We start from the raw sequence: 24,919 nt of genomic DNA, 5'->3' as shown, positions 1-24,919 counted from the left end.
CGTAAAACAATGGTAAAGAAAATAATTTCCCTTGTCGTTCTGTTGTTAATGAGCATTGTTTCATTGGCGCAAGATACCTTACGTTCGGGCAAAGTAATTACCAATGCGCAACTGATAGGCATGGGACACATTAACCAATTGGACACTTATCTGTCGCCAAGCGAATATACGGGTGGCGAATTGCGTTATGTTTCGCATACCATACGAGAGAACGGAACTCCCATTTCACGCGAAATAATTCATCAAGCCCACCTTTCCTATACCCACAATCCGTCGGGAAGAAATAGGAATATAGGCGGTTTGTATAATTTTCAGTACAATGTTCTTTACGCCATAGGGCAGTGGAAAATGGGCAATGGAACGTTGGCAGCAAAAGTAGGCGGTGGCATTGATGCCAATTTAGGCTTTGTTTACAATATGCGTAACGGCAACAATCCTGCACAAGCCTATATGAATTTAAACCTTGCACCCGTTGTTTCAGCTCAATATTCGTTCCGTTTGTGGAAACGACCTTTCCGCCTTTCTTATTCGGCACAGGTGCCATTGGTAGGTTTAATGTTTACACCTAACTTTGGACAAAGCTATTACGAAATATTTTCGGAAGGTAATTACGACCACAATATCGTACCAACAACCTTCGGTGTAGCTCCTTCTTTGCGACAAATGCTTACCTTTGATTTCACCATTCACCATACTACGCTGCGTTTAGGCTATTTGGGCGACTTCCAACAAGCTAAGGTTAATGGATTAAAATACCATACATGGAGCAATCTTTTCATGGTTGGCATTGTTCGAAAGTTCTCTATTACAAAGTTTTTGCCATGATGTTTCAACTATTTAAATATCGCTTTCACGCCTTTGTTGCGCTACTTTCCACATTATTTATATTGTCGTTTCTTTCGTCGTGCGTTACCAATGACGAGCAACCCGATACGGTTCAAGGTAATGTTGAGGCACTTTGGCAAATCTTGGACGAGCATTATTGTTTCTTTGAACAGAAAGGAATTGATTGGAAAGAGGTGCGCCAACGTTATCTAAAGCAGATAAATGGGAATATGACAGAACGCCAACAATTTGAAGTAATGGCTAATATGCTCTCTGAATTGAAGGATGGACACGTCAATCTTTTTACATCTTTTAATATTGGACGCTATTGGTCGTGGCGTGAAAACTATCCTCAAAATTATTCAGATTCGTTGGAACGCAAGTATTTAAAGACCAATTACCTTATTGCAAGTGGCATGGATTACACCATTTTGGATGATAACATAGGCTATTTGCGATGCGAAAGTTTTCAAAATGGTATTGGTGCGGGAAACTTAGACGATATATTATTGTATTTTCAACCTTGCCGTGCTTTGATAATCGACATTAGAAACAATGGCGGAGGCGCGCTCACCAATGCAGAAGAGTTGGCTGCTCGCTTCACCAATGAGGCTGTTTTGGTGGGTTATATGCAACACAAAACAGGCAAAGGGCATACTGATTTTTCGCCTATGCGGGAGCAAATATTAAAGCCAGGGAAGGGTATTCGTTGGCAAAAACCTGTTGTGGTGCTAACCAATCGTAGTGTTTTCTCGGCGGCAAACGAGTTTGTAAAGTACATGCGTTGCTGTCCTATGGTGAAAATCGTAGGCGACCGCACTGGCGGAGGGGCTGGTTTGCCTTTTTCAAGCGAACTTCCTAATGGTTGGGGCATACGTTTCTCGGCTTGTCCGATGTATGATAAAGATAAAAATCTTACCGAATTTGGCATCAATCCCGATTATAAAGTAGACTTAACGACAGAAGATTTCAATCGTGGGCGTGATACTATCATTGAGTTTGCAAGACATCTTTTGGCTCAATAATAGCTATTTTAAGTTGTAAAAAGCTAACTTTGGCGGATTAAAGCCACTCTAACGCAACAACAAAACCCACATCTTTCCCTTTAAAAGCAATATTCCCATGCGCATTCCGTTATTCTATCGTATGCAATGGACTGATAGAATTCGACAAGTAAAAATCATTCTCGTTGTAGCGGCAATCGTTATAGCGGTCTTATCGTTGTGGGCAAGTAACCTGCTAACGAAAGATTTGGCACGACAAGAACGTGCTAAAATGGAAGTATGGGCGGAGGCTATGCGTGCTTTAAGTCAAGCTGACGAGAATACAGACCTTGCTTTGGTTCTCAAAGTAATTAACGAAAACAACACGATACCTGTCGTTGTATTGGACTATCAAGGGAATGTAACCGATTATAGAAACGTAAAAATCAATGCCAAGAACCAAGAAGACAGTTTGAAATATGTTTCATCAATGGCTAAACGACTGAAAAGCAACAAACAAATCATTAAAATAAACTTTTCAGAATCGCCACAAGACTACATCGAAGTGTGCTATGACGATTCTTTAATTCTCAAACGGTTAGCCCTATATCCGTATGTTCAACTCGGTGTTGTAATGCTTTTCGTGGTGGTAGCAATCTTTGCACTGCTCACATCAAAGCGTGCTGAACAAAATAAGGTGTGGGTAGGATTGAGCAAAGAAACCGCCCATCAATTAGGAACACCTATTTCATCACTAATGGCATGGACAACGATACTGAAAGAAACTTATCCTGACGATGATTTGCTGCCCGAAATGGACAAAGATGTGAAACGTTTGCAACTCATAGCCGACCGTTTTTCAAAGATTGGTTCGCTGCCCGAACCAGTCCCAACCAGTCTAAACGAAGTGTTAGACCATGTCATTGATTACATGGACAAGCGCACTTCGAAGAAAATTCAGATGATTAAAATCTTCCCCGAGCAAGATATTATTGTGAAACTCAATGCCTCTCTCTTTGAATGGGTGTTCGAAAACCTATGCAAGAATGCCGTTGATGCAATGGGAGGTGAGGCTGGAACGATAACATTAAAGGTGGAAACGTATAACCAACAAGCCATTATTGAAGTGAGCGATACGGGGAAAGGTATTAAAAGGAAAGACCTTCGCAATGTGTTCCGCCCTGGCTTTACCACAAAAAGTCGTGGTTGGGGCTTAGGGTTGAGCCTTGCTAAACGCATCGTAGAGGAATATCATAACGGTAAAATCTATGTAAAAAGCTCCGAATTAGGTAAAGGAACAACGTTCAGAATAGAATTAAGGACCGATGAAATGCAGCAAAAAGCATAAGCGATAAAGCTGTTTGGTTCTCCTTTTTGGACTAAAAATGAAATAAAGGCTGATACTTCTCACGAGGTGTTAGCCTTCTTTGTCGGCTTCCGTGTTACTTTCAACTCCTCATATAGACATTAATTCTCACATTTCAGTATCTTTCCTGTCATGAAGAGCCTTGGTTCGTGCCAATACTTCTATAAGCGTACTGGAGTATTTTCATAGAAGTACTGGAGTCTTCTCATAGGAGTACTTGAGTACTCCCGTTAAAGTACTGCTGTTTTCTCGTTGGGAAACTGCCACGAAAGTAGTTATATCGTGGCAAGACTTCTGTAAGGCGGATTGCAAAAGAAGCTATTCTTTCGTTCCAAACGTTCCTTTTGAGTAGTGTTTACGAAAAAAAGCCACCCAAAGGCGGTGCAATCGTCTTTGGGTGGCTATTATATAATGTGTTAATTCTTTAAAGTTGCAGAGTCAATTCCTTACTTTTTCTCTCTTCGGCAACAATTGCTTTTGCACGTTCCAAAGCTAAGTTGATATGGCTACAGATATTCTCACGTCCTAACCGTTCATCGAATTTGCATTTTAACAAAATATTTTCTACTTCTGGTAATACACCCGATAGCACCACTTGTATGCCTTGTTCTTCCGATTGTTCGCACATTACAGCGAGGTTATGCAATCCTGTTGATTCTATGAATGGTTTGTATGTTAAAAATGCGTTAAAAAAAAGCAAAAGAAACAGGAATTTTGACCAATTTGTAACCTCTTAATATTCAGCAGATTAGAAAAAGAAAAATAAAACCTATTGTTTTGCGTTCTAAAACAATAGGTTTTGAGGTGCAACTAATCAGCGAAAATGAAGAAATATCGAAGTTGGTGCAAACAGACTGATAATGAGTAGGAAACGGAATAATTTGCATAGAAGTGCTCTTTTCAAAAAGGGCAGGAATATGCAGATTTAGGCAGAAGTTCAGTTACTAAACCGTTACCCGATTTCGTCATAGGTAACGATGGAGTAATGTTCGGTAACTGAATTATTTTCGCTCGTGTGGCTGTTGCTACGGTCGGCAGTTTTCTGCATAAGTGATGAACGCTTTGAAATTGGTATTTTTGCCACAAAACATCAAAGCGTATGAAAACAGAAAAAATGAAGGTGTTGCTCTACCTCAAAAAGAGCGGTCTGGACAAGTCGGGCAAGGCTCCGATTATGGGACGCATTACCATTGGACGTTCCATCGCCCAGTTCAGTTGCAAGCTCTCCTGCAATCCTGACTTGTGGAATCCCCGTGAGAGCAGAATGGACGGAAAAAGTCGTGAGGCGGTGGAGGTGAATGGCAGGTTGGAGAACTTGCTGCTGTCCATTCAGTCAGCCTATCAGTCTTTGCTTGCAAGATGTTGCCCATTTGACGCAACCGATGTGAAGGAACAGTTTCAAGGCAGTGTGCAGACACGGTGCATGCTCATCGAAAGGCTTGATATGCTCATAAAGGAGAAAGAAAGTCATGTCGGTGTAGACCTCAGAAAAGAGTCAATGGCAAGCTATCACTCCACGAGAATCCACTTGCAGGAGTTCATCCAAAAGAAGTATAAGGTTTCAGACTTAGCTTTCTCACAACTGACAGAGAACTTCATCCATGAGTTTCAGCAGTACTTCTTGGGGGAGTGTGGATTTCAGGAGAGCTCATTCTACAATGTCGCCACCCATTTGAAAACAGTTTGCAGGCAGGCTTACCGTGAGGGGTTGGCAGACATCCTGCTTTTTGACAAAGTCAAAATCAGCAAGGGTAACAAGAAACTCCCCAAAGCACTTGACAGAGGAGCATTTGAGAAGTTAAAGACTCTCCACTTTGAGGAATTGGAGGAGGAAATGGAAACGGCAAGGGATATTTTCCTCTTTGCCTGTTATACGGGTGCTGCGTATTGTGATTTGATGGAACTGGACAAGTCCCATCTTGTGCGTGATGACGAGGGTAGCCTTTGGCTGAAGTTCAACCGTCAGAAGACAAGTGTGCCTTGCCGTGTCAAACTGTTACCCGAAGCCATACGGCTGATGGAGAAGCTCCACAGCGATGAAAGGGAAACATTGCTCCCTTTCATGGGATATACCACTTACCAATCTTATTTGAAAGCCCTGCGGCTTCGTGCAGGCATCTCGTTTCCTTTTACCACACATACGGCAAGGCACACATTTGCCACGCTCATCACGCTTGAACAGGGTGTACCCATTGAGACCGTGAGTAAGATGCTGGGGCATTCCAACGTGAGCATGACCGAGCGTTATGCAAAGGTAACACCGCAGAAACTCTTTGAGGAATTTGACCGTTTCCTTTCTTTCACTGAAGATATGCAGTTGACTATTTGACCATTTCTTTCATTCAACATTGTTTTATAGCTAAATAACACATGAACAATTCAATCAAGACCATTATGAGAAGTACATTCAAGATACTGTTTTATATCAACAGACAGAAGATAAAGGCAGACGGCAATACTGCCATTCTCTGCCGTATCACCATCGACGGAAAGAATACCGCCATTACCACAGGAGAAGAGTGTAAATTCTCCGAGTGGAACACCAAGCAGGGTTTGACAACCAACAAGAAGACCAATCAAAGAATTAATGAGTTCAGGGATTTGGTGGAAAAGACTTATCGGGATATTCTTGTAAAGGATGGAGTGGTAAGTGTGGAGCTTGTAAAGAACTGTTTACAGGGTATTGCCACCAATCCGACCACGCTCCTTGCCATGAGCAGGGCGGAACTCCAAGCAGTCAAGGAAAATGTTGGCAGATCAAGGGCAGAGGGAACTTATCTGAACCTGTTCTATTCTGACAGAAATCTCCGTGAATTTGTAGAAAACAAAGGAGTACAGGACATACCCATCGGAACAATTACAGAGGACTTGTTCGAGGAATACCGCTTCTTTCTCAAAAAGCGTGGACTGAAAGCATCTACCGTCAACAGCAACCTCTGCTGGCTGAGCCGACTAATGTTCCGTGCTGTCAGCAAGAGGATTATCCGCTGCAATCCGTTTGAGAATGCCAAGTATGAGAAAGAGGAAAAGAAGATACGCTTTCTGCAAAAGAGCGATGTAATGAAACTTATGGCAATGAAGATGAACGACAGAGAAGCGGAGCTGGCAAGACTGATGTTTGTCTTTTCCTGCTTCACAGGCTTGACTATCTCAGACATGGAGAATTTAGAAAACAAGCATATCCAAACGACAGCGGACGGACAGAGGTATATAAGAAAGGAACGTCAGAAGACCAAGGTTGAGTTCATCGTACCATTACATCCCATTGCGGAAGCCATCATCAGCCATTGTCGGAAAGAGCGGGAAAGAAGCGAGGAACAGCAGACGGTGAAAGAAAAAGATGACCACTTTGTCTTTCACCGTAATTGTAGCCGTAGTGTCATGGATGCCAAACTGAGCATCGTGGGAAAGGCTTGCGGTATCCGCCAAAGACTTTCCTTCCACATGGCAAGACATACATTTGGCACGATGAGTCTGAGCGCAGGTATTCCTATTGAGAGCATAGCCAAGATGATGGGGCATGCTTCCATATCAAGCACTCAAGTTTATGCGCAGGTGACGGACAACAAGATTTCGGAGGATATGGACAGGCTTATTGCCAAGCAATCGGCAAAAGAAAAGGAAACTTCGGAGAGAGAGGTTTATGAACCAAACTCTCGTATTTCGTTGTATATAAACGTCCTATATATTTCGATAAATCATCGGTGTAGCATTTTTGTAGCAGTATTCTGACCGCCTAATGACTACCATTCTGACTACCTTTTGAAAGCTCAACCACTCTCTTTTCTTGGGTACAAAGGTATATAAAATTGTACTAACCTCCAAATCTTTGTACCATAAATATTTAGAGATTTTACTGCTACACTTTCCAGTGCAAGGTGCAAGCCCTTATATATAAAGGGGCTTGCACCTTGCACTGGAGGGATTTTGTCTATGAGGCAGACGATTGAAATTTTAATACTTCTCTATATGATTCACAACAAATCGTCAATTTATAAATAAATGCCCTTTGCATCCGCCACTAAACAAACAATTGCATCTGAAGCATGACGACTTGCAGAGGGTACATAAACTTGCGTGTGACGGGTTGCTCGTGCAGAGATGTCTCTATAACTTTATATTTATGAAAAAGTTACTGGAATTTCTTAGAACTGAGAGATTGAACAAATGTCTAAAACAAGCGTATCTAGCTGAAAAGTTGGGAGTTGATGAAAGTACAATATCCCGTTGGGAGTCTGGTCAGATTACAATGACTTTTCTTCAAATAGAAAGCTATGCCTCTGCTTTGGAGATAGATGTATATGAGATGTTTGCATTTCTCGCAGGCAACGGAGAAGATTTTCCCAGACCTATCGCAGAGGTGTACGTTGAAGTATATACGCAAGATGCCTATAACTCACTCATGCAATATCTTGCGAAGTTAGGGCTGGATATAGCAATTAAAAATACTAAATTGAAAAGATGGAAATAATAGCAGTAGAAAGCCAAGCCTATCAGGAACTGATAGACAGGCTCAACCGAATTGAACAGTATGTCGAGCGCACTTCCCGTCTTATCCAAGACATTGACGACGAGCTGGAGATGACCACGAAAGACCTTATCGGGACTCTGAATGTTTCAGAGTCCACCCTTTACCGTTGGCGCAAGAAGCAGTTAGTGAGGTATCGCTACACCGAGGGTGGTGATGTGCGTTATTTTTTCAAGTCTATCGTGATTGCCACGAAATGCAACCGCCTCCGTGTTTCCGGTATGAGGAATGACGAGGTTCTTGGTCGGCTCAACCGTTTCAAGGACAATCTTATCATGAGTTCATGTCTTAACCCTAAAAATAGACAACTATGATAGAAAAAGAACAGATTCTTTTGCTTACCCAAGGAGGTTTGAATGTATTTTCCCATTTCCTTGGTTTTGAGGTGAATCTTCACCGAAACTTCCGTAGCCCCTTCTATGACGATAAACGGGCTTCCTGTCATATCTACTATGATAGGAAAACTTCTTCTTATAAATTCTATGATCATGGCGATACCACCTATTCAGGGGATTGCTTCTGGTTTGTGGCAAAGTTGCGTAGTTTGAATCTGAAAACGAGTTTTCCCGAGGTCTTGGAAATCATCGTACAAGAACTTGGATTGTATTCTTTATGTGATGCCGAAAAGCATAACAAGCATATCACACCGTCATATAAAAATCCTATAGCCTCCAGTCCTACGGTCGAAAAGACCAAGCGGACGGAAGAACGACCATATAGTTTCGAGATACAGCCATTTGACGATGGACTGCTGAACTATTGGGCGCATTATGGTATCCATGAAGATACACTCCGGCTTTTTCGGGTACGGAGTCTTAAACGGTATGAGAGCGTATCTGCCGAGGGCAAGAAGTTTGAACTTCACAGTTCACCGACAGAACCGATATTTGCCTATATCGGAAACGGCTATGTAAAGATATACCGACCACACAGTCCGAAAATCCGCTTTCTCTATGGTGGAAGAATGCCTGCCACCTATTGTTTCGGTATGGAGCAGATTCCCACCAAAGGTGATATTCTTTTCATCACAGGTGGAGAAAAGGATGTGCTCTCGTTATATGCACACGGCTTCAATGCTATATGTTTCAACAGTGAAACGGCACAAATACCGACAAGTATCATTGAGAGCCTTCAACTTCGCTTTCGGCATATCATACTCTTGTATGATGCGGATGAAACAGGTGTAAGGGAGGCGCATAAACAGGCTGAACATTTTGTAGAATTCAAAGTGTTGAATCTTACACTTCCACTTAGTGGAACCAAGACAGAAAAGGATATTTCTGATTTCTTTGCCTTAGGAAATGGAGCAACGGAACTGAAGGATTTACTTGCCAAAATGTTTACAGACCTATACAGCCAAACAATGATGATGTTGAGTTCCTGCGAAATAGACTACGAAAACCCTCCTGACATTTCCAAATCGGTGGTGGCTGTGAATGGTGTCCCATTGGGAACCCAAGACAATCTATTCTGCATCACCGGAGGAGAAGGTACGGGCAAGAGTAACTATGTAGGAGCCATTCTTGCTGGAACATTGGGAGAAGAACAACTGCCAATAGAGAAAACCTTGGGATTAGAGATTGCCGCTAATCCCAAAGGCTTGGCAGTTCTGCACTATGACACTGAACAGTCAGAGGCTCAACTTCATAAGAATTTAGGCAAGACACTCCGTCGGGCTTCACTGGCAGCAGTACCTGAGTATTATCATTCTCTGTATCTCGCTTCGCTTTCCCGTAAAGACCGGTTGAAACTTATCCGTGAAAGTATGGATCTGTTCCACCACAAGCATGGGGGCATCCACCTCGTGGTGATTGACGGAATAGCTGACTTGATACGCTCTGCCAACGATGAGACGGAAAGTATTGCCATCGTGGATGAGCTTTACCGTCTGGCAGGAATTTACAATACCTGCATCATCTGCGTGCTGCATTTCGTGCCGAATGGTATCAAACTCCGTGGGCATATCGGCTCCGAACTTCAACGCAAGGCGGCAGGCATTCTCTCCATAGAGAAAGATGATGATCCTGAATACTCGGTGGTGAAAGCTCTGAAAGTCCGTGACGGAAGCCCGTTGGACGTACCGATGATGCTTTTCGGATGGGACAAGGCAAAGGATATGCACGTCTATCGTGGTGAGAAGTCCAAGGAGGACAAGGAAAAGCGTAAGACCGATGAACTCGTTGGCGTTATAAGAGAAGCCTTCCGAAATTCTTTCAAACTCACCTATCAGGAACTTTGTGATGTTCTGATGCGAGAAATGGAAATCAAGGACAGAACGGCTAAGAAGTACATCGCCTACATGAAAGAACAGCATATTTTGGCACAGGATATCAATGGCAACTATCAAAAAGGAGAATTATGCCGTACATAAACTATAATACAGAAGACACTTGGCAAAAACGCCTGTTCGATAAGCTCATGAATGTTGAGGACAAACTCGACCGTCTGCTTGTCCTGCAAGAACAATCCGTCAATACGACTGTCCATCCACCATTGAAACCCGAATATTTGGATATCATAGATGTGTCCAAGATACTCAAAGTGGAACAAAAGACCATCTACAACTGGGTGTGGGCAGGGAAAATTCCTTATCTCAAGGCCAATGGACGCTTGTTGTTTTTACGTAAGGAGATAGATGAAATGGTACGAAAACGGGAGGAGTGAGGAAGAACTATCTCACCTTTTCACTCAATCAAACTTTAATCGTTATGACAATTCAATAACAATAAAAAGAAACTTATGAAATTACGAAAATTATCAAATTCACCAGCTGTGGTGTTGTTAGTCTTTATCCTGTTGGGGATGGTATCTTGTTCTGATGAAGAACAGGTTGTATCCAATGTAGCATCTCCTTCTGACTTTATCAACTTTTCTGTTGCAGAGAACAATCAAACTCATACACGAACAGCGTTTGACTCGCAAAACTATGTCAAGAAATTGAAAAACTTTTATGTGTATGCGTTCCTTGACGACCCAGGAGAAGAAGAACCATATATGGATAATGTAGAAATAGTCAATCAAGGTAATGGCAAATTCTCATATAAAGACGATAATATGAAAAAGAGATGGCTGGAAGATGAATCCCTGCATTTTGTTGCGGTCAACTCTCCCAATAATTTTGGAAGCAGACCGGAAATAGATGTATGGAGCAACCACGAGGTAAGCCTTGGTGTATATTCGGGAGGAAACGAGGATTATATGGCAGCTTTCGAATCAGACGAATATAAACAAGCAAATCATGGTACCGTAAAATTACAATTCCATCACCTCCTTTCACAAATCAAGTTTGGAATTTCCAATATGTCAAACAATCTTGAAATCATGGACATCAAGCAAATCGGCTTAAAGGGGGTGTATCATGAAGCAGAGTTTACAATGTTGGGAAATGGGGTGGTTCAAACACGCATGGCAAGGGATTATTTAGGACTTGGCGAATATTCATTTGATATAGAAAACTTTGAAAAAGCAGACAAATCATATCTTAATGCCAGCAAAGACATTTTTCTCGTTCCGTTGAATCATCAACCGTGGAATCCCAAGTCAGGCGTTAGAATTGCAGACATTAATAAGGCTATTGGTGAGAATGACGCACAAAACGTTTATTCCTATGTATGGGTGAAATGTAAAATTTATAACCACAGCACAGGTCAATATGTTGTTGGCGACTACAATAGTTATGGCATTACTTATTTTCCTTTCAAAGCCGATTTGAAAGCAGGAAAAAGATACAAATACACGATTACTATTATGGATGACTTTATTGGCTACCCAGACCAAAATACAACACTCCAAGAGCCTAAACTTGGTTGGGTGATATCCGATGCTGGCAATATTTTCTCCACTTGTGAAGAAGCAGACAATGCAGGTGAGAAACCCGTTGCCATGATTGCATATATAAGTGATAATGGTAATGGCCCTGCACCTTATAGAAGACATGGACTTGCCATGTCTTTGCGAAATCTAAAAAGCCCGGACAGGACCAACTTGTTTTTAATAGAGGAATTGGAGAAAGTAGACACATACCTTTCTGAATATCAGAAAGTAGCGCCATCTTGGACCCAATGGTATGTGCCAAGATTCAAAGATTTTGATTTAATATTTGATGCTTTAGGTGGTACTAAATATAGTAATAAACCACATTATACAACCCAACCGTGGGACTATGGAAGACTTAATGATTTTATGGAATCAACAGAACGGTATGGTGAGGACGAGGTTTATCATGATTGTTTTATAGGATACCTACCACCGTATTACGATTGGCAACCATCCCGTTATTGGATTAATGTTTCCGAGAATTCAAACTCATCATTTTTGTGGTTATATGATATTAAGGGTAAGCAGTACTTACAATGGCACCGTACAGCACTGGGAGGCTGTTTTATACGTCCTGTATTTAAATTTTAATTCTTAAAATGTAAAAAGATGGAAACAAAAAAAATAGAAATAAATAATCAGATAAAGAAGAAATATATAGCACCAAAAATTACGATTTTTGAAATGGGCGAACCTGTACTGGCAGCAACTTCGTCAAGTGAGAATCCGAGGATGGAAGTCGGAGTAGACGACTGGATCGATGATGAAGAAGTAAACTCAACAAATGCAAAACATTTTTTGCATGTCTGGGAAGATGAAAATAGAGAAGAACTTTAATGATTAAGATACTTTACAACTTGGTTTGGGCAGGAAAAATTCCCTATCTTAAAGCCAATGGCAGGTTACTTTTCCTTCGGGAAGAGATAGATGAAATGGTATGGAAGCGAGAAGGGTGGTAGAAGTCAGTTCTATACAAGTATGTTGGAAATGCTCATTTTTTATTTCATTCTTTTTTTCTCACTATGGTTGAAATATTATCCTGCAAGTCAACTATTAGTTTACTTTCGGGAAAATAATTCAACCAATCGACTGTAATTACTAAAGTCTTTTGTACCTTTGCGGTTGGTTTTAATTACAGCAAGTAAACTATGAATATACTAAAAGGGAAAAAAATAAACCAAATGCTTCAATCCGGGCAAAAGAACGGATTGCTGTTTGCGACATGGCTCGTAGAGCATGGCTATTCCAGGCAGTTGTTGAGCAGATATCGTTCTTCCGGTTGGTTATCCTCTCTATGTAAGGGAGTCATGTACCGCACAGGCGACACGCTGTCCGCTTTTGGTGCTTTGCAGTCCTTTAACGAACAAGTAGGAAAGAGTTTTCGTGTTGCAGCGCATTCTGCTTTGGAGCTTTGGGGCTTCAACCATTATGTTCCTATGGGCAAACCCCTGTTAATGGTATCAACGGCAAGTGATAAAATGCCACAATGGATGAAGCATGACATTTTCGACCGTGAATTTAAGTTTTTCAAGACAGAGGTGTTTATCAGTGCACAGATAACAACTTTAACATACTTGGACTGGAGGCTGCTTATATCCTCCCCTGAGCAGGCCTTTATGGAATGTCTGCTGCTTGCACCACGCCAATATGATTATATGGATTTATTCTATATCATGGAACAACTGACTACTCTGCGCTCTAATATTGTTCAATCGTTATTAGAGACGACAAAACACTACAAGATGAAGAGATTGTTTCTATATATGGCTGAAAAGGCAGGGCATTATTGGTATGAAGAGTTAGACCTTACAAAAATTGAGTTGGGGACACACAAGCTTCAATTGGTTAAGTCGGGTGTATATATCAGTAAATATAAGATGGTTGTCCCAAAAGATTTAAATGATTATGAATAACCAGCAATATAAAAAACAGGTGGCATTGTTACTACGCATTCTGCCTTTGGTTTACAAGATAACGGACTTTGCTGTTCATGGAGGTACGGCTATTAACCTGTTCCACCAGAATATGCCGCGTTACTCGGTTGATATTGACCTTACCTATATTCCGATAGAGCCACGCACAGCGAGTTTGGAAAAGATAAATCAACATCTAGGAGAACTGAAAACAAGTATAGAACGTGCCATTCCCGGAATACATGTGGTACATAAATCCGAAGTGTGGAAATTGCAGTGCACGCATGATGGTGCTACGGTGAAAATAGAGGTAAATGGTACAAAACGGGGTATACTTGGAGAGGTTGAAATTATGGAACTCTGTCCGAAAGCGAAGGAAGAGTTCCAAGCCAGCTGTAAGGCACGTATAGTTCCTTATTCTCAACTTTATGGGGGGAAGATTGCAGCCGCCCTCAGCCGCCAGCATCCACGTGACATGTTTGACTGCAAATACATGAAAGACCAAACGCTTGAAAGTGTAAAAGACGGACTCATCTTATGCTTATTGGGAAGCGACAAGCCTATCGTGGAATCCTTGTCTCCTAATAACATAAACCAAGAGGAGGCACTTGAAAACCAATTCAAGGGAATGTCAGATATTCCATTTACCTATACAGACTATGAGCAGGCTCGTGAATCCATTATTAAAAAGGTAAATGACTGCCTTGCAAATACAGACAAGGAATTCCTCGTTTCCTTTGAGGATGGAACACCACTGTGGAATAAATGTTGTGCAGGTGATTTAAGCCTATATCCATCTGTACAATGGAAATTACTGAATATAGGTAAACTCAAGAAGCAGACTCCCGATAAGCACAAAGAGGGAATAGATAAACTAAAAGGTTATTTGCTGATATAGTGATAAAAGTCAGACATTCAATACGGATGTCTGACTTTTAGCCCCTCGGCATATGTTTAGTGCCTCCATTTGGGTCTGAAACTCTGCAAACGGCTATTCTCTTCTTTATCTTGGACAGGATTATTCTCATTTTTCATCTCGACAGAATAATTATTGTTGGGTAAATTCTCTTCTTGCTCCTTTTTTTCCGTTTCATCTTTTTCCTCATCAGGTGGAGCAAGTGTAAGTGCAATCTTTCTGTCCAGCTCCGCAGCTTCACTTTTAAGTGAGCGAAGCTCGTCCTCTTTCTTCCAAGAACTGTTGGCAATATTAGTATAAACTTCTTTATTGGCCACAACCTTTGCTATTTCCTTCTCATGTGACTCTATCACCTTAGGGATACGCTCCAAGGCATTTACGAAGTTCTCGCAGGCAAGTTTCGGGTCTGTCGCTAACTTACCGTTATTATAGGTATAGTAGATGCTTTCCTGTCCCTTGACAAAAAAGCGGTTCACCGAGCAGTCGAACAAGTCCTTGGAAGTGCTCTCCGTCTTGACCATGATGGAAAAGCCGTAAACCTCGCCAATCTTGTTGTACTCGCTCTTGGTACGAGCCTTTTCCTCTATCTCATGCAGACGAGCGGCGATGACCTTTATGTCGGTGCTGTCCTCTACACCTTTGATTGTCAGTTTATTGACGGGCAGTCCCTCCGTATCACGCTCCACGCGCTGCTCAAAGCAAGCCAAGTCAGCCTGCGCTTCCTTGATTTTATCCGAATGGAAGGACACGGAACTCTCAATCTCCGCCAGCTTGCCCGTTGCGGCATCACGCTCACGGAGGAAATTCTTGCGCTCGGATTCCAAGGTGGTAATCTTCTTGTCAAGCCTCGCTTTTTCCAAAAGGTCGGTGTTGCCTGAAAGTACGGCTACATATTCCGAGAAGTTCATACCGCTGTCCTCGTCCATCGAACCCTCATCAATGGTACGACTACCAAGCGTGTTTGTCTTTAGTTGGTTGATGAAAAGCTGCTTGTTGTGCAGCAGGTTAAACTTGTAGCTATCCAAGGAACGTTCCACGGCATAGATAATCACATCGACTTTGTTGTTCGCAAATTCCTTGGCGATAAGGTTTCCCTTGCGCACCGCTCGTCCGTTGCGCTGTTCCAAGTCCGATGGTCGCCAAGGCGTGTCCAAATGATGGATGGCCACGGCACGTTGTTGAGCATTCACACCAGTACCCAACATAGAGGTAGAACCGAAGATAATGCGAATGTCTCCACGGTTCATGGCATCCACCATTGCTTTCTTGGCTTTCTCGTTCTTGCACTCCTGAATGAAGCGTATCTCGTAGGACGGGATATGATAGTCATCCACCAGTTTTCTTTTGATTTCTGAATATACGTTCCATTCGCTAGGCTTGTAAGTACCCAAGTCAGAGAAAACAAACTGCGTCCCTTTCTGTGCATCGAACTTTTGGTAATAGTCATTGAGCATCTTGGCACAATGGCTTGCCTTGTTGTCGATATGGTCTGAGTACCCATTTTCATCAATCATGCGTAAATCAAGGCTCATCTTGCGAGCGTAGTCAGTTGCAATGAGCATCTTTGCCTTTTCCTCACTCTCACTTAGTGGTGCACGTCCCAAGAGTGTGGCATTACCCGTCTTGGCGAACTCCATCAGTTTGCCGATAAATTCTTCCTGCTCTGGCGTGGGCGGTATGTTGTGCAGTATCTCGTTTTTCTCGGGACGGTCAATACCGATGTCCTTTGCCGTGCGGAAATCGCAAATCTCCGCATAGAACGAGGCAAGCTCCGGCACCTTGATGAATGTCCTAAACCGCTCTTTCTGAATGATGTCGTTTGTGATGGAGAACTCGTAGTCAGTCGATTTCTTGGCAAAGACTGCTGCCCACGCATCAAAGCTGTTGATTCCCTGTTTCTCTAACGCTTGCGGGCGCAAGTATTTGAACAGAAGATACAACTCCGTTAGGCTATTGGAAATGGTCGTTCCCGAAAGAAACGTTGCCCCCAAGTCCTTGCCAGAACGCTCCTGTATGGTGCGGATGGCAAAGAGCATGTTTAAGGCACGCTGTGAGCCATCCGGATTGCCCAAGCCCGACACTCTGTCATGGCGAGTGTTGAACATCAGGTTCTTGAATTGGTGTGATTCATCTACAAAGAGGTGGTCGATACCCATCATCTTGAAATCTACGGCATCGTCCTTACGCTCAGCGATGCTGTCCTGTATGTTCTGTAGCTTGGCTTCAAGTGTCTGCTTGCGCTTTTCCAAGCCTTTGAGCATACCACGGGAAATCTCCGCTCCTTGCATACGCAGGACTTCAAGGTTTTCCTCCACAGAGTCCTTCTCCTTCTGCAGGATAGCCTCTTGTACTTCCAAGGCTTGCGGTATCATGCCGAACTGCTCGTGCGTGAGTATGATACAATCCCAGTCGTTGTTCTTGATGTCGTTGAAAATGCGTTGTCGGTTCTGCTTGTTGAAATCGTTCTTACCCGGATAGAGAATCCTTGCATTGGGATAAGCTTTCCTAAAGGTATCGGCAATATCGAATACATTTGCCTTCAGTCCGATAATCATCGGCTTGTTTGCCAGTCCCAATCGCTTCATCTCATAGGCAGCCGTACACATGATGAGTGTCTTGCCCGCTCCCACCTCGTGGTCGCATATACCGCCACCGTTGGTTTTGAGCATCCACACGGCATCCTTCTGACTCTTGTAGAGGTCGGCAATGCCCAATCGTCTGAGGTCAAGATCGGGAAAGGTCTGGTGCGTACCGTCAAAGTTGGGTCGCACAAAACAGTTGAAAAGGTGGTTGTACCTGTCGGAGAGTTGCTGCTTGAACGTGTCGGGTGTGCGTCCGAGCCAATCAACAAAACCCTGCCTGATTTCCTCAATCTTGGCATTTGCCATCTGTATGGCGTGTCCATCACGCACTTTTATTGTTTTTATTTCTCCCGTGACCTTGTCCGTAACTTCCTTACTCTTGTTGATGTCTGGAATGGTATTGTGCAGGGCGTGCTTCAGAAGATTGATGCCGTCATAGCGGCGGAACTCACCCTGTACGGCATACTTGTGCCAGATATTGGCATTCTTTTGGTCGCAGACAATGCTGTACTCGTCCATGTTGGAATGGTAGGATACGTTAATATCTGTCTCGAAGAACTCTGAGGCAAACCTGCCATAGACTTTAGCAGGTATCCAGCGTTCACCGAGATTGAAGTCAAGGTCTGCAAATGGAATGGGGGGTGGCGTGGCTGCGCGCAGGGCAGCAAGGCTCTGCTTTGCCTCTTCGTGGTCGGGATGGTCCAATAGCCATGACTCGATACGCTCCGCCTTTTCTATTACATTGCCCGAAATGAACTTGTCGGCTACCTCGTATGCGTTTTCTTCGGGATTGAAATAGATGCGACCTTCCAAGGAAGAAATGATGTCGCTTTCCTCCATATCAGGTAAAAGCGAACTCATGTAGTCAAGTTCCACCGTACCATACTTGTTGAGCGATGCACCCAGTGCCTCCATCGGGTCTGCGGCAACGGTCAGCTCTGTGGTAGAAAAAGCTGTTGGATGGTCAAAGATGTCTGCCTTGACGTACCTGCCGTTTTCGGAGCGTTCCAAGAAGAGCATTTCCATACCTGTGGCATCCATCTTGATGATGTCGGTGTTCGCCTTCTGGTTAAAGTAGCCCCAGCGTGCAATATAGTCATTATAAAGGTGGTTGAGTCTGCTGCGGTCCTCCTTGTCTTCTGCATGGTTCTCCGCCTCGTAGTCATAGAGACGATGATAGCACTCCCGTATCTCGATATAGCTTTTTAGTCGGGAAAGCTGGGCATACGGCAAGTCCATCGGATTAAAGGTTGGATGTCGCTTTAAGTCAGAAAGAAACCCCACCTGACCTTTCTGCACGACAATGGAACCATCTCTCTGGTGAGAGTCCGGCAATGATAGAAAAGGGCGTGGTGAAGCGTCAAACTCTTTTTTAACCTCTGTTATCGGTTGTGGCTTCCGCTCTTCGGCTTCGTTCATAAAGTCAAAGAGGGATGGCTCAAGGTATGAAGGGGAGGCGGTCTTATTATTGCCCTTTCTTTTGGTTTTACGCCCCGGAATGACAGTCGAGTGTGTTTCCTTGTTCTCCTTTCCTACTTTGTTTTCTGGATGCTTTTGGACTGTCTGAACCTGTGTTTTAGGAGCTTCCTTGATTTCCTTGTTCACGCGCGTTACTTCCTGTGTCCAAAGGTTGTATTCTTCTGGTGCAAACAGTGAGGGCTGTTCCGTTTCCTGTCGCTCATCAATACGGTCTATAATGGGGTGATGATCCTCATCGAAATAAACCGTCTGCCCGTTCATCTCCCGTGGGGCTTCCACGTCAGTGTGAATTCCTTTCGTTTCCTGCTCATACTGACGATGTAGCGTCAAAGTGGGCACACCTTCGGGAGCGGATTCGTAGGGAACTTGGTCGGCTACTTGCACGAATTGCTCATACGACTCTTCCTTACTCGGCTCATCAACTTTTTCAACTTGAACGTCCTCCTTGACATCGTCTGCGGAAAGTTTCGTTTCTATTGACTGATCCAGAATAGTCGGCTCGGCTTTTTCCTTGATTTCCTCGATAACTGGTTCCTTTGTATATTGTCCTCTGACAATCTCCTCCAGTTCGGCAATCTCGTGCAATTTCTTCGGACTAAAGAATAAGTCGCGCTCGATGCCCAGCCCATGAATCTTCACTTCCTCCATCTCGTCAAGCGACATATTGCCCAACTCCCAACCGTAGCCCATCGTGACAGCACCGAAACCTATACGGCTCTTAGGGTCGTACTCCAAAAGATAAGCCGTGTAAGCTCCCATCGGGAAGAAATAGCGTGCGTAGGCGACCTTATCGCCTATCAATCCTTTCTCTGTGCTGTACAGTTTAGGTAGTCGCTTTCTGATGCTGTCGGGCATCAGATTATAGGCGTTATCTGCCTCCTTGTCCGTTTTTGGGTCCTCTTTGGGCAAATCAACCGTTATCCCTAACTTATGCAGTTGCTTCTCGGCTTCTTTCTGCCGTTCCTCCTCCGTCATAGGTATGCCTGTTTCATAGAGTTTTCGGTCAAAGCGTTGCTCAACTTCCAAGGAGAGCTGTGTCCTGATACTCTCCGCCATATCATCAATGCTGCCATTGAAGCGATACTCCCATGCAGGTTTTCCATAAGGGTCTGTACCCATTATGCGCTCTGTGGCAATAGTGCGATGAGATATGTCTTTCCAATCTCCTACAAAAAGAGAGTTATGCTTGAAGACGACAGAAGAGCCTTCTTCCTTGGGAACGGAAAGCGTTTCTACAAACTGCTGTTCAATCCCCTCGCTGATTTCTTTACCAGTCTGCTTCTGCAGGACGATGAGGTCACTGCCTACGTCTGTTCCTGCATTGTCTGAAAACATACCTGATGGCAGTCGGAGAGCGGAGATAAGGCGGCTGTTCTGCATAAGATAACGACGTATGGCTTCATTGCGGGGACTGTCCAATACACCCTGCGAGGTGATGAATGCCAGCAAGCCACCTTCCTTGATGCAGTCCAGACCTTTCACGAAGAAGTAATTGTGAATGGCACGTGTGGACTCACGTTTAAGAGTGTCCTTGCTTTTGCTGTATTCTCGGTCATAGACCATGAAATCGCCGAAAGGAATGTTACTTGTAATAAGGTCGTATTTGTCCTTATCTTCCAACTCTCCGATGGCTTCAAAGGGTTCTTGGCGGACAGTGATATTGCCTTGCCCATAAGGATGAATGGATTGTGAGATACGGGCAGTGAGCAAATCTTTTTCCATTGCATCGACCATTCCAGCCCTTTTAGCAAAAGTCTCGGTAAAGGCTCCCATGCCTGCCGAAGGGTCCAAGCAGCGACGTATGGGTACATCTACAGAAGTAAGCGCATCGGAAATGGCGGCAACGATACGGGTATCTGTATAGAAAGACGTGAGTACGCTTGCCTTGATGCTCTCCCAGTACCGCTTGGCGATATTGGCATCGACGGCATCACGGTAAATCATCTGTTTTAGCCTTTGGGTAGGCTCGAAGAGTTGTTGCTCCGACTGGCTCCAATAGCGGAGGTCATCAGAGCTGTCGCATCGGTTCAGCACGCATTTCAAGCCACCGAATCCCTGATAGTTGCGCAATATGTTTTTCTCGGCTTCGGTGGCTTCGCGGCGTTCTTTTTCCAAGCGAAGCACAACACGGATGGCTTCTGTGTTGGCTTCAAGGACGTTTTTCTTATTATATGCCATAGTGTTTCTTTTTTAATTAAGGAGGAAAAAGGTCGGAAGATAACAGTATATCACCTTCCGACCTGTTCTGTTCCGCTTTGTTTCTATAGGGATTATCTCCCTCGTTGTTTTCCTTTCCTTTTTTCAAATTCAAAGGAAGTGGTGTAATCTTCATTAAGGACAAGTCGGGCGTTGAACTTTTTACCTGCCTTGCTGGTTAATCCTTTGAGAATGGGTGTACGTCCTGTGGTTAGCAAATCCCGGATGTAGTCCTCGGTGAGAAGCGTGCCACAAACCTCACGGAAGATATGAAAGTCACAGCCCTCATGTCTGCATTTGGCAACCTTGGCATAGATGCCCACGCTCTCAGTGCCACACTTGGGGCAGCGATAGGTGGGATAAGACTTCTGTTTGGGAGCCAGCAAGAGGAGTTCCTCGCAGATGGTACTAACGTAGGAGTTAATGCCTTGTGCAAACTTTTCGGGCGGCATCTGTCCTGCTTCGATGGCAGCAAGTGTCAGTTCCCAGCTTCCTGTCATCTCCGCATTGGCGATTCGCTTGTCCTTGACAATCTCATAGACAGCCAAGCCTTTCTCGGTAGGTATGATTACTTTCTTGTCCCTTCGAATATAATCACGAAGGATTAGTGTTTCTATGATGTTGGCGCGGGTAGCAGGTGTTCCTATACCGCACTCCGCCATTGCCTTACGCTTGTCTGACTCCTCCACATCCTTACCAGCATTCTCCATAGCAGAAAGTAAAGTAGACTCCGTATAGAGTGGTTTTGGCTTGGTCTTATGCTCGGTGACTTCTGCATCAAGGACTGGCAAGTTTTCTCCCTCTGTCAGGTTTGGTAATGAAGACAAAACCTGTTCATCACCATCTTCTTTCTTTTCAGCTTCCGCTTCTTTACGTTTCTGTAAGCTTTTCCAACCCAAGGAGATTTGTCGGCACGCTTTCCAAGCAAAAGTGCTGTTGCCGTCCGTGAAACGTGCCTGCATACGCTCTTCTTCCGAATTTGGGGAAAAAGCTTCGACAAATCGATTGAGCACCATTTGATAGATAGTTGTTTCATCTGCCGACAATCCAGATGGCGTTTCTCCTGTAGGAATAATGGCGTGGTGGTCAGTTATCTTGGCATTGTCCACAGAATGGCGGTTAAGAGGTGGCGTAATTCTTGCACCTGTCTTGCGGAGCAGGGCGGGTACTTCCTCGAAAACATCCTCACTGATGTATCGGCTGCCTGTGCGGGGATAGGTCGTGATTTTCTTTTCATAGAGGCTCTGGGCTATCGAGAGGGTCTTGTCCGCTGAAAAGCCGTGGCGTCTGTTGGCATCCTTCTGCAAGGCAGTAAGGTCGTACAAGAGTGGTGGCGACGTATGTCCCACCTTTCTTGCGACCGATTCAACCTTAAGCTGGCTCTGACTCCGAAGCGCAGCAAGAGCAGTCTGTGCCAATGCTTCATTCTCATAGTCTTTACAGCCAACGGCTTTCAGCGACATGCCCTCTTTCTCCATGAGTGCAGAGAGTTTCCAATAAGGAACGGAAGAAAAATCACGGTTCTCTATGTACCGACGGCAGACCATAGCAAGGGTTGGGGTCTGTACCCGTCCTAACGAATAACCACCCTTGCGTGCAATAGACAATGCACGGCTTGCATTGATACCCACGAGCCAGTCGGCTTCACTCCTTGCCTTGGCGGAATAATAGAGATTGTCGTAATGGCTTCCCGGCTTAAGATTGGCAAGTCCTTCACGGATAGCTTTGTCCGTCAGTGATGAAATCCAAAGACGGTCGAAAGGTTTCCTACAACCAAGATTTTGATAAATGTAACGAAATATCAACTCTCCTTCACGCCCTGCATCGGTGGCGACAATGATACGATCTGCCTTGTCAAAGCAGGAACGGATGACTTTAAGTTGCTTTAATGCGGCAGGATCTGATACAAATTCCTTGCCTTTACGCACTTGGCGGACAATAAGTTGGAAAGGATTGGGACGAATGGGCAGGTCTTCGGCTTTATAGGTGGAAAAACCGTAGGCTTCGGGCATGGCGAGGGTGATGAGGTGCCCCATCGCCCAAGTGACGATATAGCCACCTCCTTCCAAGTATCCGTCTTGCTTGCTGTTTGCCCCAACGATACGGGCTATATCTCGAGCTACCGAGGGTTTCTCGGCGATAACACAAGTTGTCATAATCGATAATAGAATTAAGGGTTACATCTTACGTCCACGGGACTTCTTTTGTTTATTTTCTTCCTGTTTCTGCTTTTGGGCGGCAGTGGGCTGTGTCTGCCCAGTCTTCAAAGGCTCCTTCACGTTCTTCGTGGCTTCATTGGTTTTGCCGTCATTATTGACCGCTACCTGTGTCTTGTGCTCTTCAGCTACGGCAACCACCTTTTCCTTACCGGTTTCCTGCTTCTTGTCAGGGTTCCACTTGTAGAAGCGTGGGCGGTTCTGCTTCTTGTCCATACGAACGTAGGCATTGAAGGACTTGCCCTCCTTATCGACCATGTTCTTCAAATAGACTGCGCGACCGCTATCCAAAGCTTCACGCTGTTTTTCTGATAGCTCCAATCCGCAGAGCTTATGCGGTGCGCCTTGCCGTTGCCCCTCTTTCAAGCCTTGCTTTTTGTCGAAGACAAACTCAATACCCTTTTTCTCGGCATTGACTTGAAGGGTAGCATCGAAGGACTTACCGCTCTTGGCTGTCATGCCCTCCACCTTTACGGCTTTGCCTTCCACAAGGTCTTTATATTGTGCATCGGAAAGCGTAACGCCCTTGATTTCCTTGGGAATGTTCACCCGGTCGGCACGCAGGGCGATGATTTCATTGGTCTGTGGGTCAATTGATACATAAGCGGAAAACGGCTCTCCGTTCTTGGGCTTCACTTCGATAGTTTTGCCAAGATTGCCCGTAGAAAGAAGTTGCTTCTTCTCTTCAGGCGAGAACTTGTAGCCCATATAGGGAAAGTCAAGCTGTGGTTCCTTGCGTAAAGGATGAATTGCCAAACCAATATTGCCGTTATCATCTGTGCGAAATGCAAGACGAGCTTCGGTGTAGATGGTCGTATTTCCTACAGGTACGGCAATCGCCACGAGATTGCTCTTCTGCCAAAAGAGCATTTTTTCTAACTCTCCACTCTGTTCCAATTGTTCGCGGCTAAGGCCGAGGTTGTCGAGTTGCTTCCAATCAATCTTCGACTCATCAATAGCTGTGGCATTTTTCTTTTGTGGCAGATAATCGTCAAAGGACACTCCAATCTCTGTCAGTTGCTGGTTGCTTTCTGGCTTTTCACGACTTTGCAACATGGTGCGAAGATTGTCAACACCTTGTTCTACATTGTTTGACAAAACTTTGTACAGTCCGAAACGAGATGGGTCGTTGAACTGACGGAGAAAATTGGTCATGAAGTTTTTGAGAAGTCCGTCCTTGCTGTTAAACTTCAAAAACGCTGCCTGATTCGCAGCGATTGCTTCGGTAGTTTTAAGGTTACCCTTGTCGTCAATACCGGAAACTACGGAAAGTTTTCCCGTTTCTTGCTCATTCTTCACTTCCGTGCGGTCTTCCAAGACCAGCACATAGTTGTCATTGTTGTTTGGTTCCATAATTGTTTGTTATTGAGTGAATAAATTGCTATCAAGCAGCAAAAATATAGGTATATAAAGAAGGTGAAAAATTTTCGGGAAAAACGGGAAGCATAAGGGAAAAGAAGGAAAAACAACACTTCTTCCCTTTTATTCCACATAAAGGGAAGAAATATTATATTTTTGCGCATAAAAACTTGGTTATCTGGATGTAATGTATTATATTTGCAACTGCCCCATTAGGGGTGAACTTAATAAACTAAAGTGCACAATGGATTATTTGAAGATTCCATTAGATTTTTCTGTCGCTTTGAAGGGGACTTTGGCGAGATGCTCCCCCGAAGAATCTATTGCGCAAAATATAATGCTGTTAATCGTGTCACATCCCGGAGAAATTTTCGGGAAATATGAATATGGATCGATTATTTGGGAGTTGGAATTCAATCAACTGGTTAAAGTCAGAGATTGGGAAGAAACGGTAAGAAATTCCCTCGTGCAATCAATCACGGCTTATGAGCGACGGCTAAAAGATGTTCGTGTGGATGTACATCTTTCTGAGATAGAGGAGGACCTGTTGGGAAAGAATCCCAATATTCGCCGTCAAGCCAGTATTACGGTTCATGCCCAGATAGAATCAACAGACATTCCTTTTGTTTTTAACACTTTGGTTTATATCAGTCCTTTATCTCAATAAATCTTTGTATCATGGCGACAGATAAGAATTTTACACGAATAAAAGAGAGGGTTTTAGACTATGCCATGTCTTT

At 44.0% G+C, this 24,919-nt stretch carries 19 protein-coding genes and 1 pseudogene; 15 read left to right on the top strand and 5 right to left on the bottom strand.

All coding sequences use genetic code 11. The features are described from left to right. Positions 1-9: 9 nt before the first annotated feature. The 3 genes from DYI03_RS08885 (at position 10) to DYI03_RS08875 (ending at position 3,156) form a co-directional block, all read left to right on the top strand. Entirely contained in the window at positions 10-825 is an 816-nt protein-coding gene (locus tag DYI03_RS08885; RefSeq protein WP_021669570.1) for a DUF3316 domain-containing protein, read from the top strand. Beyond that, entirely contained in the window at positions 822-1,850 is a 1,029-nt protein-coding gene (locus DYI03_RS08880; RefSeq protein ID WP_004356866.1) for a S41 family peptidase, read from the top strand. Before DYI03_RS08885 ends, DYI03_RS08880 begins: the two co-directional genes overlap by 4 nt. Positions 1,851-1,971: 121 nt before the next feature. Continuing rightward, the gene (locus DYI03_RS08875) at positions 1,972-3,156 is read left to right on the top strand and encodes a sensor histidine kinase (RefSeq protein ID WP_021669569.1); all 1,185 of its coding nucleotides are present in this window, start codon (positions 1,972-1,974) and stop codon (positions 3,154-3,156) included. 442 nt (positions 3,157-3,598) lie between these two features. On the opposite strand, the gene DYI03_RS08870 is transcribed toward DYI03_RS08875, so the two are convergent. After that, positions 3,599-3,874 (bottom strand): STAS domain-containing protein, encoded by a 276-nt coding sequence (locus DYI03_RS08870; RefSeq protein ID WP_036859422.1) that lies wholly within the window; start codon positions 3,872-3,874, stop codon positions 3,599-3,601. A 252-nt stretch (positions 3,875-4,126) separates the two neighbouring features. Then, complete coding sequence (locus DYI03_RS13865; RefSeq protein ID WP_262510456.1) at positions 4,127-4,258, bottom strand: hypothetical protein; 132 nt, start codon at positions 4,256-4,258, stop codon at positions 4,127-4,129. A 15-nt stretch (positions 4,259-4,273) separates the two neighbouring features. Between DYI03_RS13865 and DYI03_RS08865 the strand changes: the two genes are divergently transcribed. From DYI03_RS08865 to DYI03_RS08815, 11 genes and pseudogenes are all read left to right on the top strand, one after another. After that, on the top strand, positions 4,274-5,503 hold the full coding sequence (locus tag DYI03_RS08865) for a site-specific integrase (RefSeq protein WP_025064876.1): 1,230 nt from the start codon (positions 4,274-4,276) through the stop codon (positions 5,501-5,503). A 65-nt stretch (positions 5,504-5,568) separates the two neighbouring features. Then, positions 5,569-6,906 carry a site-specific integrase gene (locus DYI03_RS08860; RefSeq protein WP_115367961.1) on the top strand — a complete coding sequence of 446 codons (1,338 nt, stop codon included), beginning with the start codon at positions 5,569-5,571 and terminating at the stop codon, positions 6,904-6,906. 391 nt (positions 6,907-7,297) lie between these two features. Then, complete coding sequence (locus DYI03_RS08855; RefSeq protein WP_021669446.1) at positions 7,298-7,645, top strand: helix-turn-helix domain-containing protein; 348 nt, start codon at positions 7,298-7,300, stop codon at positions 7,643-7,645. Further along, positions 7,636-8,016: a MerR family transcriptional regulator gene (locus tag DYI03_RS08850; protein ID WP_025064767.1), complete on the top strand. Its 381-nt coding sequence runs from the start codon at positions 7,636-7,638 to the stop codon at positions 8,014-8,016. Before DYI03_RS08855 ends, DYI03_RS08850 begins: the two co-directional genes overlap by 10 nt. Then, the gene (locus DYI03_RS08845; protein WP_025064801.1) at positions 8,013-10,073 is read left to right on the top strand and encodes a bifunctional DNA primase/helicase; all 2,061 of its coding nucleotides are present in this window, start codon (positions 8,013-8,015) and stop codon (positions 10,071-10,073) included. The genes DYI03_RS08850 and DYI03_RS08845 overlap by 4 nt, the downstream gene beginning before the upstream one ends. Then, positions 10,061-10,366, top strand: coding sequence for a helix-turn-helix domain-containing protein (locus DYI03_RS08840; RefSeq protein ID WP_025064802.1), 306 nt, complete (start codon positions 10,061-10,063; stop codon positions 10,364-10,366). The genes DYI03_RS08845 and DYI03_RS08840 overlap by 13 nt, the downstream gene beginning before the upstream one ends. A 75-nt stretch (positions 10,367-10,441) precedes the next feature. Beyond that, positions 10,442-12,109, top strand: coding sequence for a fimbrillin family protein (locus DYI03_RS08835; RefSeq protein ID WP_025064803.1), 1,668 nt, complete (start codon positions 10,442-10,444; stop codon positions 12,107-12,109). Between the two features lie 18 nt (positions 12,110-12,127). Further along, entirely contained in the window at positions 12,128-12,355 is a 228-nt protein-coding gene (locus tag DYI03_RS08830) for a hypothetical protein (RefSeq protein ID WP_036859397.1), read from the top strand. A 5-nt stretch (positions 12,356-12,360) separates the two neighbouring features. Continuing rightward, positions 12,361-12,477, top strand: a pseudogene (locus DYI03_RS08825) (helix-turn-helix domain-containing protein); the annotation flags it as partial. A gap of 189 nt (positions 12,478-12,666) precedes the next feature. Continuing rightward, on the top strand, positions 12,667-13,431 hold the full coding sequence (locus DYI03_RS08820) for a type IV toxin-antitoxin system AbiEi family antitoxin domain-containing protein (protein ID WP_021668094.1): 765 nt from the start codon (positions 12,667-12,669) through the stop codon (positions 13,429-13,431). Next, positions 13,424-14,329 (top strand): nucleotidyl transferase AbiEii/AbiGii toxin family protein, encoded by a 906-nt coding sequence (locus DYI03_RS08815; RefSeq protein ID WP_025064804.1) that lies wholly within the window; start codon positions 13,424-13,426, stop codon positions 14,327-14,329. Before DYI03_RS08820 ends, DYI03_RS08815 begins: the two co-directional genes overlap by 8 nt. Positions 14,330-14,385: 56 nt before the next feature. On the opposite strand, the gene DYI03_RS08810 is transcribed toward DYI03_RS08815, so the two are convergent. The 3 genes from DYI03_RS08810 to DYI03_RS08800 all read right to left on the bottom strand — a co-directional run bounded on the left by DYI03_RS08810 (position 14,386) and on the right by DYI03_RS08800 (position 24,173). Continuing rightward, a complete protein-coding gene (locus DYI03_RS08810) occupies positions 14,386-20,586 on the bottom strand; it encodes a helicase-related protein (RefSeq protein ID WP_115367931.1) in 6,201 nt (2,066 codons plus the stop codon). Positions 20,587-20,678: 92 nt separating this feature from the next. Next, positions 20,679-22,760: a type IA DNA topoisomerase gene (locus tag DYI03_RS08805; RefSeq protein ID WP_115367930.1), complete on the bottom strand. Its 2,082-nt coding sequence runs from the start codon at positions 22,758-22,760 to the stop codon at positions 20,679-20,681. Positions 22,761-22,781: 21 nt separating this feature from the next. After that, positions 22,782-24,173 carry a DUF3945 domain-containing protein gene (locus DYI03_RS08800; RefSeq protein ID WP_115367929.1) on the bottom strand — a complete coding sequence of 464 codons (1,392 nt, stop codon included), beginning with the start codon at positions 24,171-24,173 and terminating at the stop codon, positions 22,782-22,784. 250 nt (positions 24,174-24,423) lie between these two features. Here DYI03_RS08800 and DYI03_RS08795 point away from each other — a divergent pair, with 250 nt between their 5' ends. Next, positions 24,424-24,846, top strand: coding sequence for a GPW/gp25 family protein (locus tag DYI03_RS08795; protein WP_021668262.1), 423 nt, complete (start codon positions 24,424-24,426; stop codon positions 24,844-24,846). The last annotated feature ends 73 nt before the right edge of the window (positions 24,847-24,919 follow it).

Source organism: Prevotella disiens (assembly GCF_900454955.1).
Taxonomy (GTDB): Bacteria; Bacteroidota; Bacteroidia; order Bacteroidales; family Bacteroidaceae; genus Prevotella; species Prevotella disiens.
Note: the sequence above shows the minus strand (reverse complement) of the source record. Positions and strands in the feature narration are given on the sequence as shown.

What these genes read in the sequence shown, in the direction of transcription:
- DYI03_RS08885 (WP_021669570.1), top strand. Translation starts at nt 10, where the DNA reads ATGGTAAAGAAAATAATTTCCCTTGTCGTTCTGTTGTTAATGAGCATT.
- DYI03_RS08880 (WP_004356866.1), top strand. Translation starts at nt 822, where the DNA reads ATGATGTTTCAACTATTTAAATATCGCTTTCACGCCTTTGTTGCGCTA.
- DYI03_RS08875 (WP_021669569.1), top strand. Translation starts at nt 1,972, where the DNA reads ATGCAATGGACTGATAGAATTCGACAAGTAAAAATCATTCTCGTTGTA.
- DYI03_RS08865 (WP_025064876.1), top strand. Translation starts at nt 4,274, where the DNA reads ATGAAAACAGAAAAAATGAAGGTGTTGCTCTACCTCAAAAAGAGCGGT.
- DYI03_RS08860 (WP_115367961.1), top strand. Translation starts at nt 5,569, where the DNA reads ATGAGAAGTACATTCAAGATACTGTTTTATATCAACAGACAGAAGATA.
- DYI03_RS08855 (WP_021669446.1), top strand. Translation starts at nt 7,298, where the DNA reads ATGAAAAAGTTACTGGAATTTCTTAGAACTGAGAGATTGAACAAATGT.
- DYI03_RS08850 (WP_025064767.1), top strand. Translation starts at nt 7,636, where the DNA reads ATGGAAATAATAGCAGTAGAAAGCCAAGCCTATCAGGAACTGATAGAC.
- DYI03_RS08845 (WP_025064801.1), top strand. Translation starts at nt 8,013, where the DNA reads ATGATAGAAAAAGAACAGATTCTTTTGCTTACCCAAGGAGGTTTGAAT.
- DYI03_RS08840 (WP_025064802.1), top strand. Translation starts at nt 10,061, where the DNA reads ATGCCGTACATAAACTATAATACAGAAGACACTTGGCAAAAACGCCTG.
- DYI03_RS08835 (WP_025064803.1), top strand. Translation starts at nt 10,442, where the DNA reads ATGAAATTACGAAAATTATCAAATTCACCAGCTGTGGTGTTGTTAGTC.
- DYI03_RS08830 (WP_036859397.1), top strand. Translation starts at nt 12,128, where the DNA reads ATGGAAACAAAAAAAATAGAAATAAATAATCAGATAAAGAAGAAATAT.
- DYI03_RS08820 (WP_021668094.1), top strand. Translation starts at nt 12,667, where the DNA reads ATGAATATACTAAAAGGGAAAAAAATAAACCAAATGCTTCAATCCGGG.
- DYI03_RS08815 (WP_025064804.1), top strand. Translation starts at nt 13,424, where the DNA reads ATGAATAACCAGCAATATAAAAAACAGGTGGCATTGTTACTACGCATT.
- DYI03_RS08810 (WP_115367931.1), bottom strand. Translation starts at nt 20,586, where the DNA reads ATGGCATATAATAAGAAAAACGTCCTTGAAGCCAACACAGAAGCCATC.
- DYI03_RS08805 (WP_115367930.1), bottom strand. Translation starts at nt 22,760, where the DNA reads ATGACAACTTGTGTTATCGCCGAGAAACCCTCGGTAGCTCGAGATATA.
- DYI03_RS08800 (WP_115367929.1), bottom strand. Translation starts at nt 24,173, where the DNA reads ATGGAACCAAACAACAATGACAACTATGTGCTGGTCTTGGAAGACCGC.
- DYI03_RS08795 (WP_021668262.1), top strand. Translation starts at nt 24,424, where the DNA reads ATGGATTATTTGAAGATTCCATTAGATTTTTCTGTCGCTTTGAAGGGG.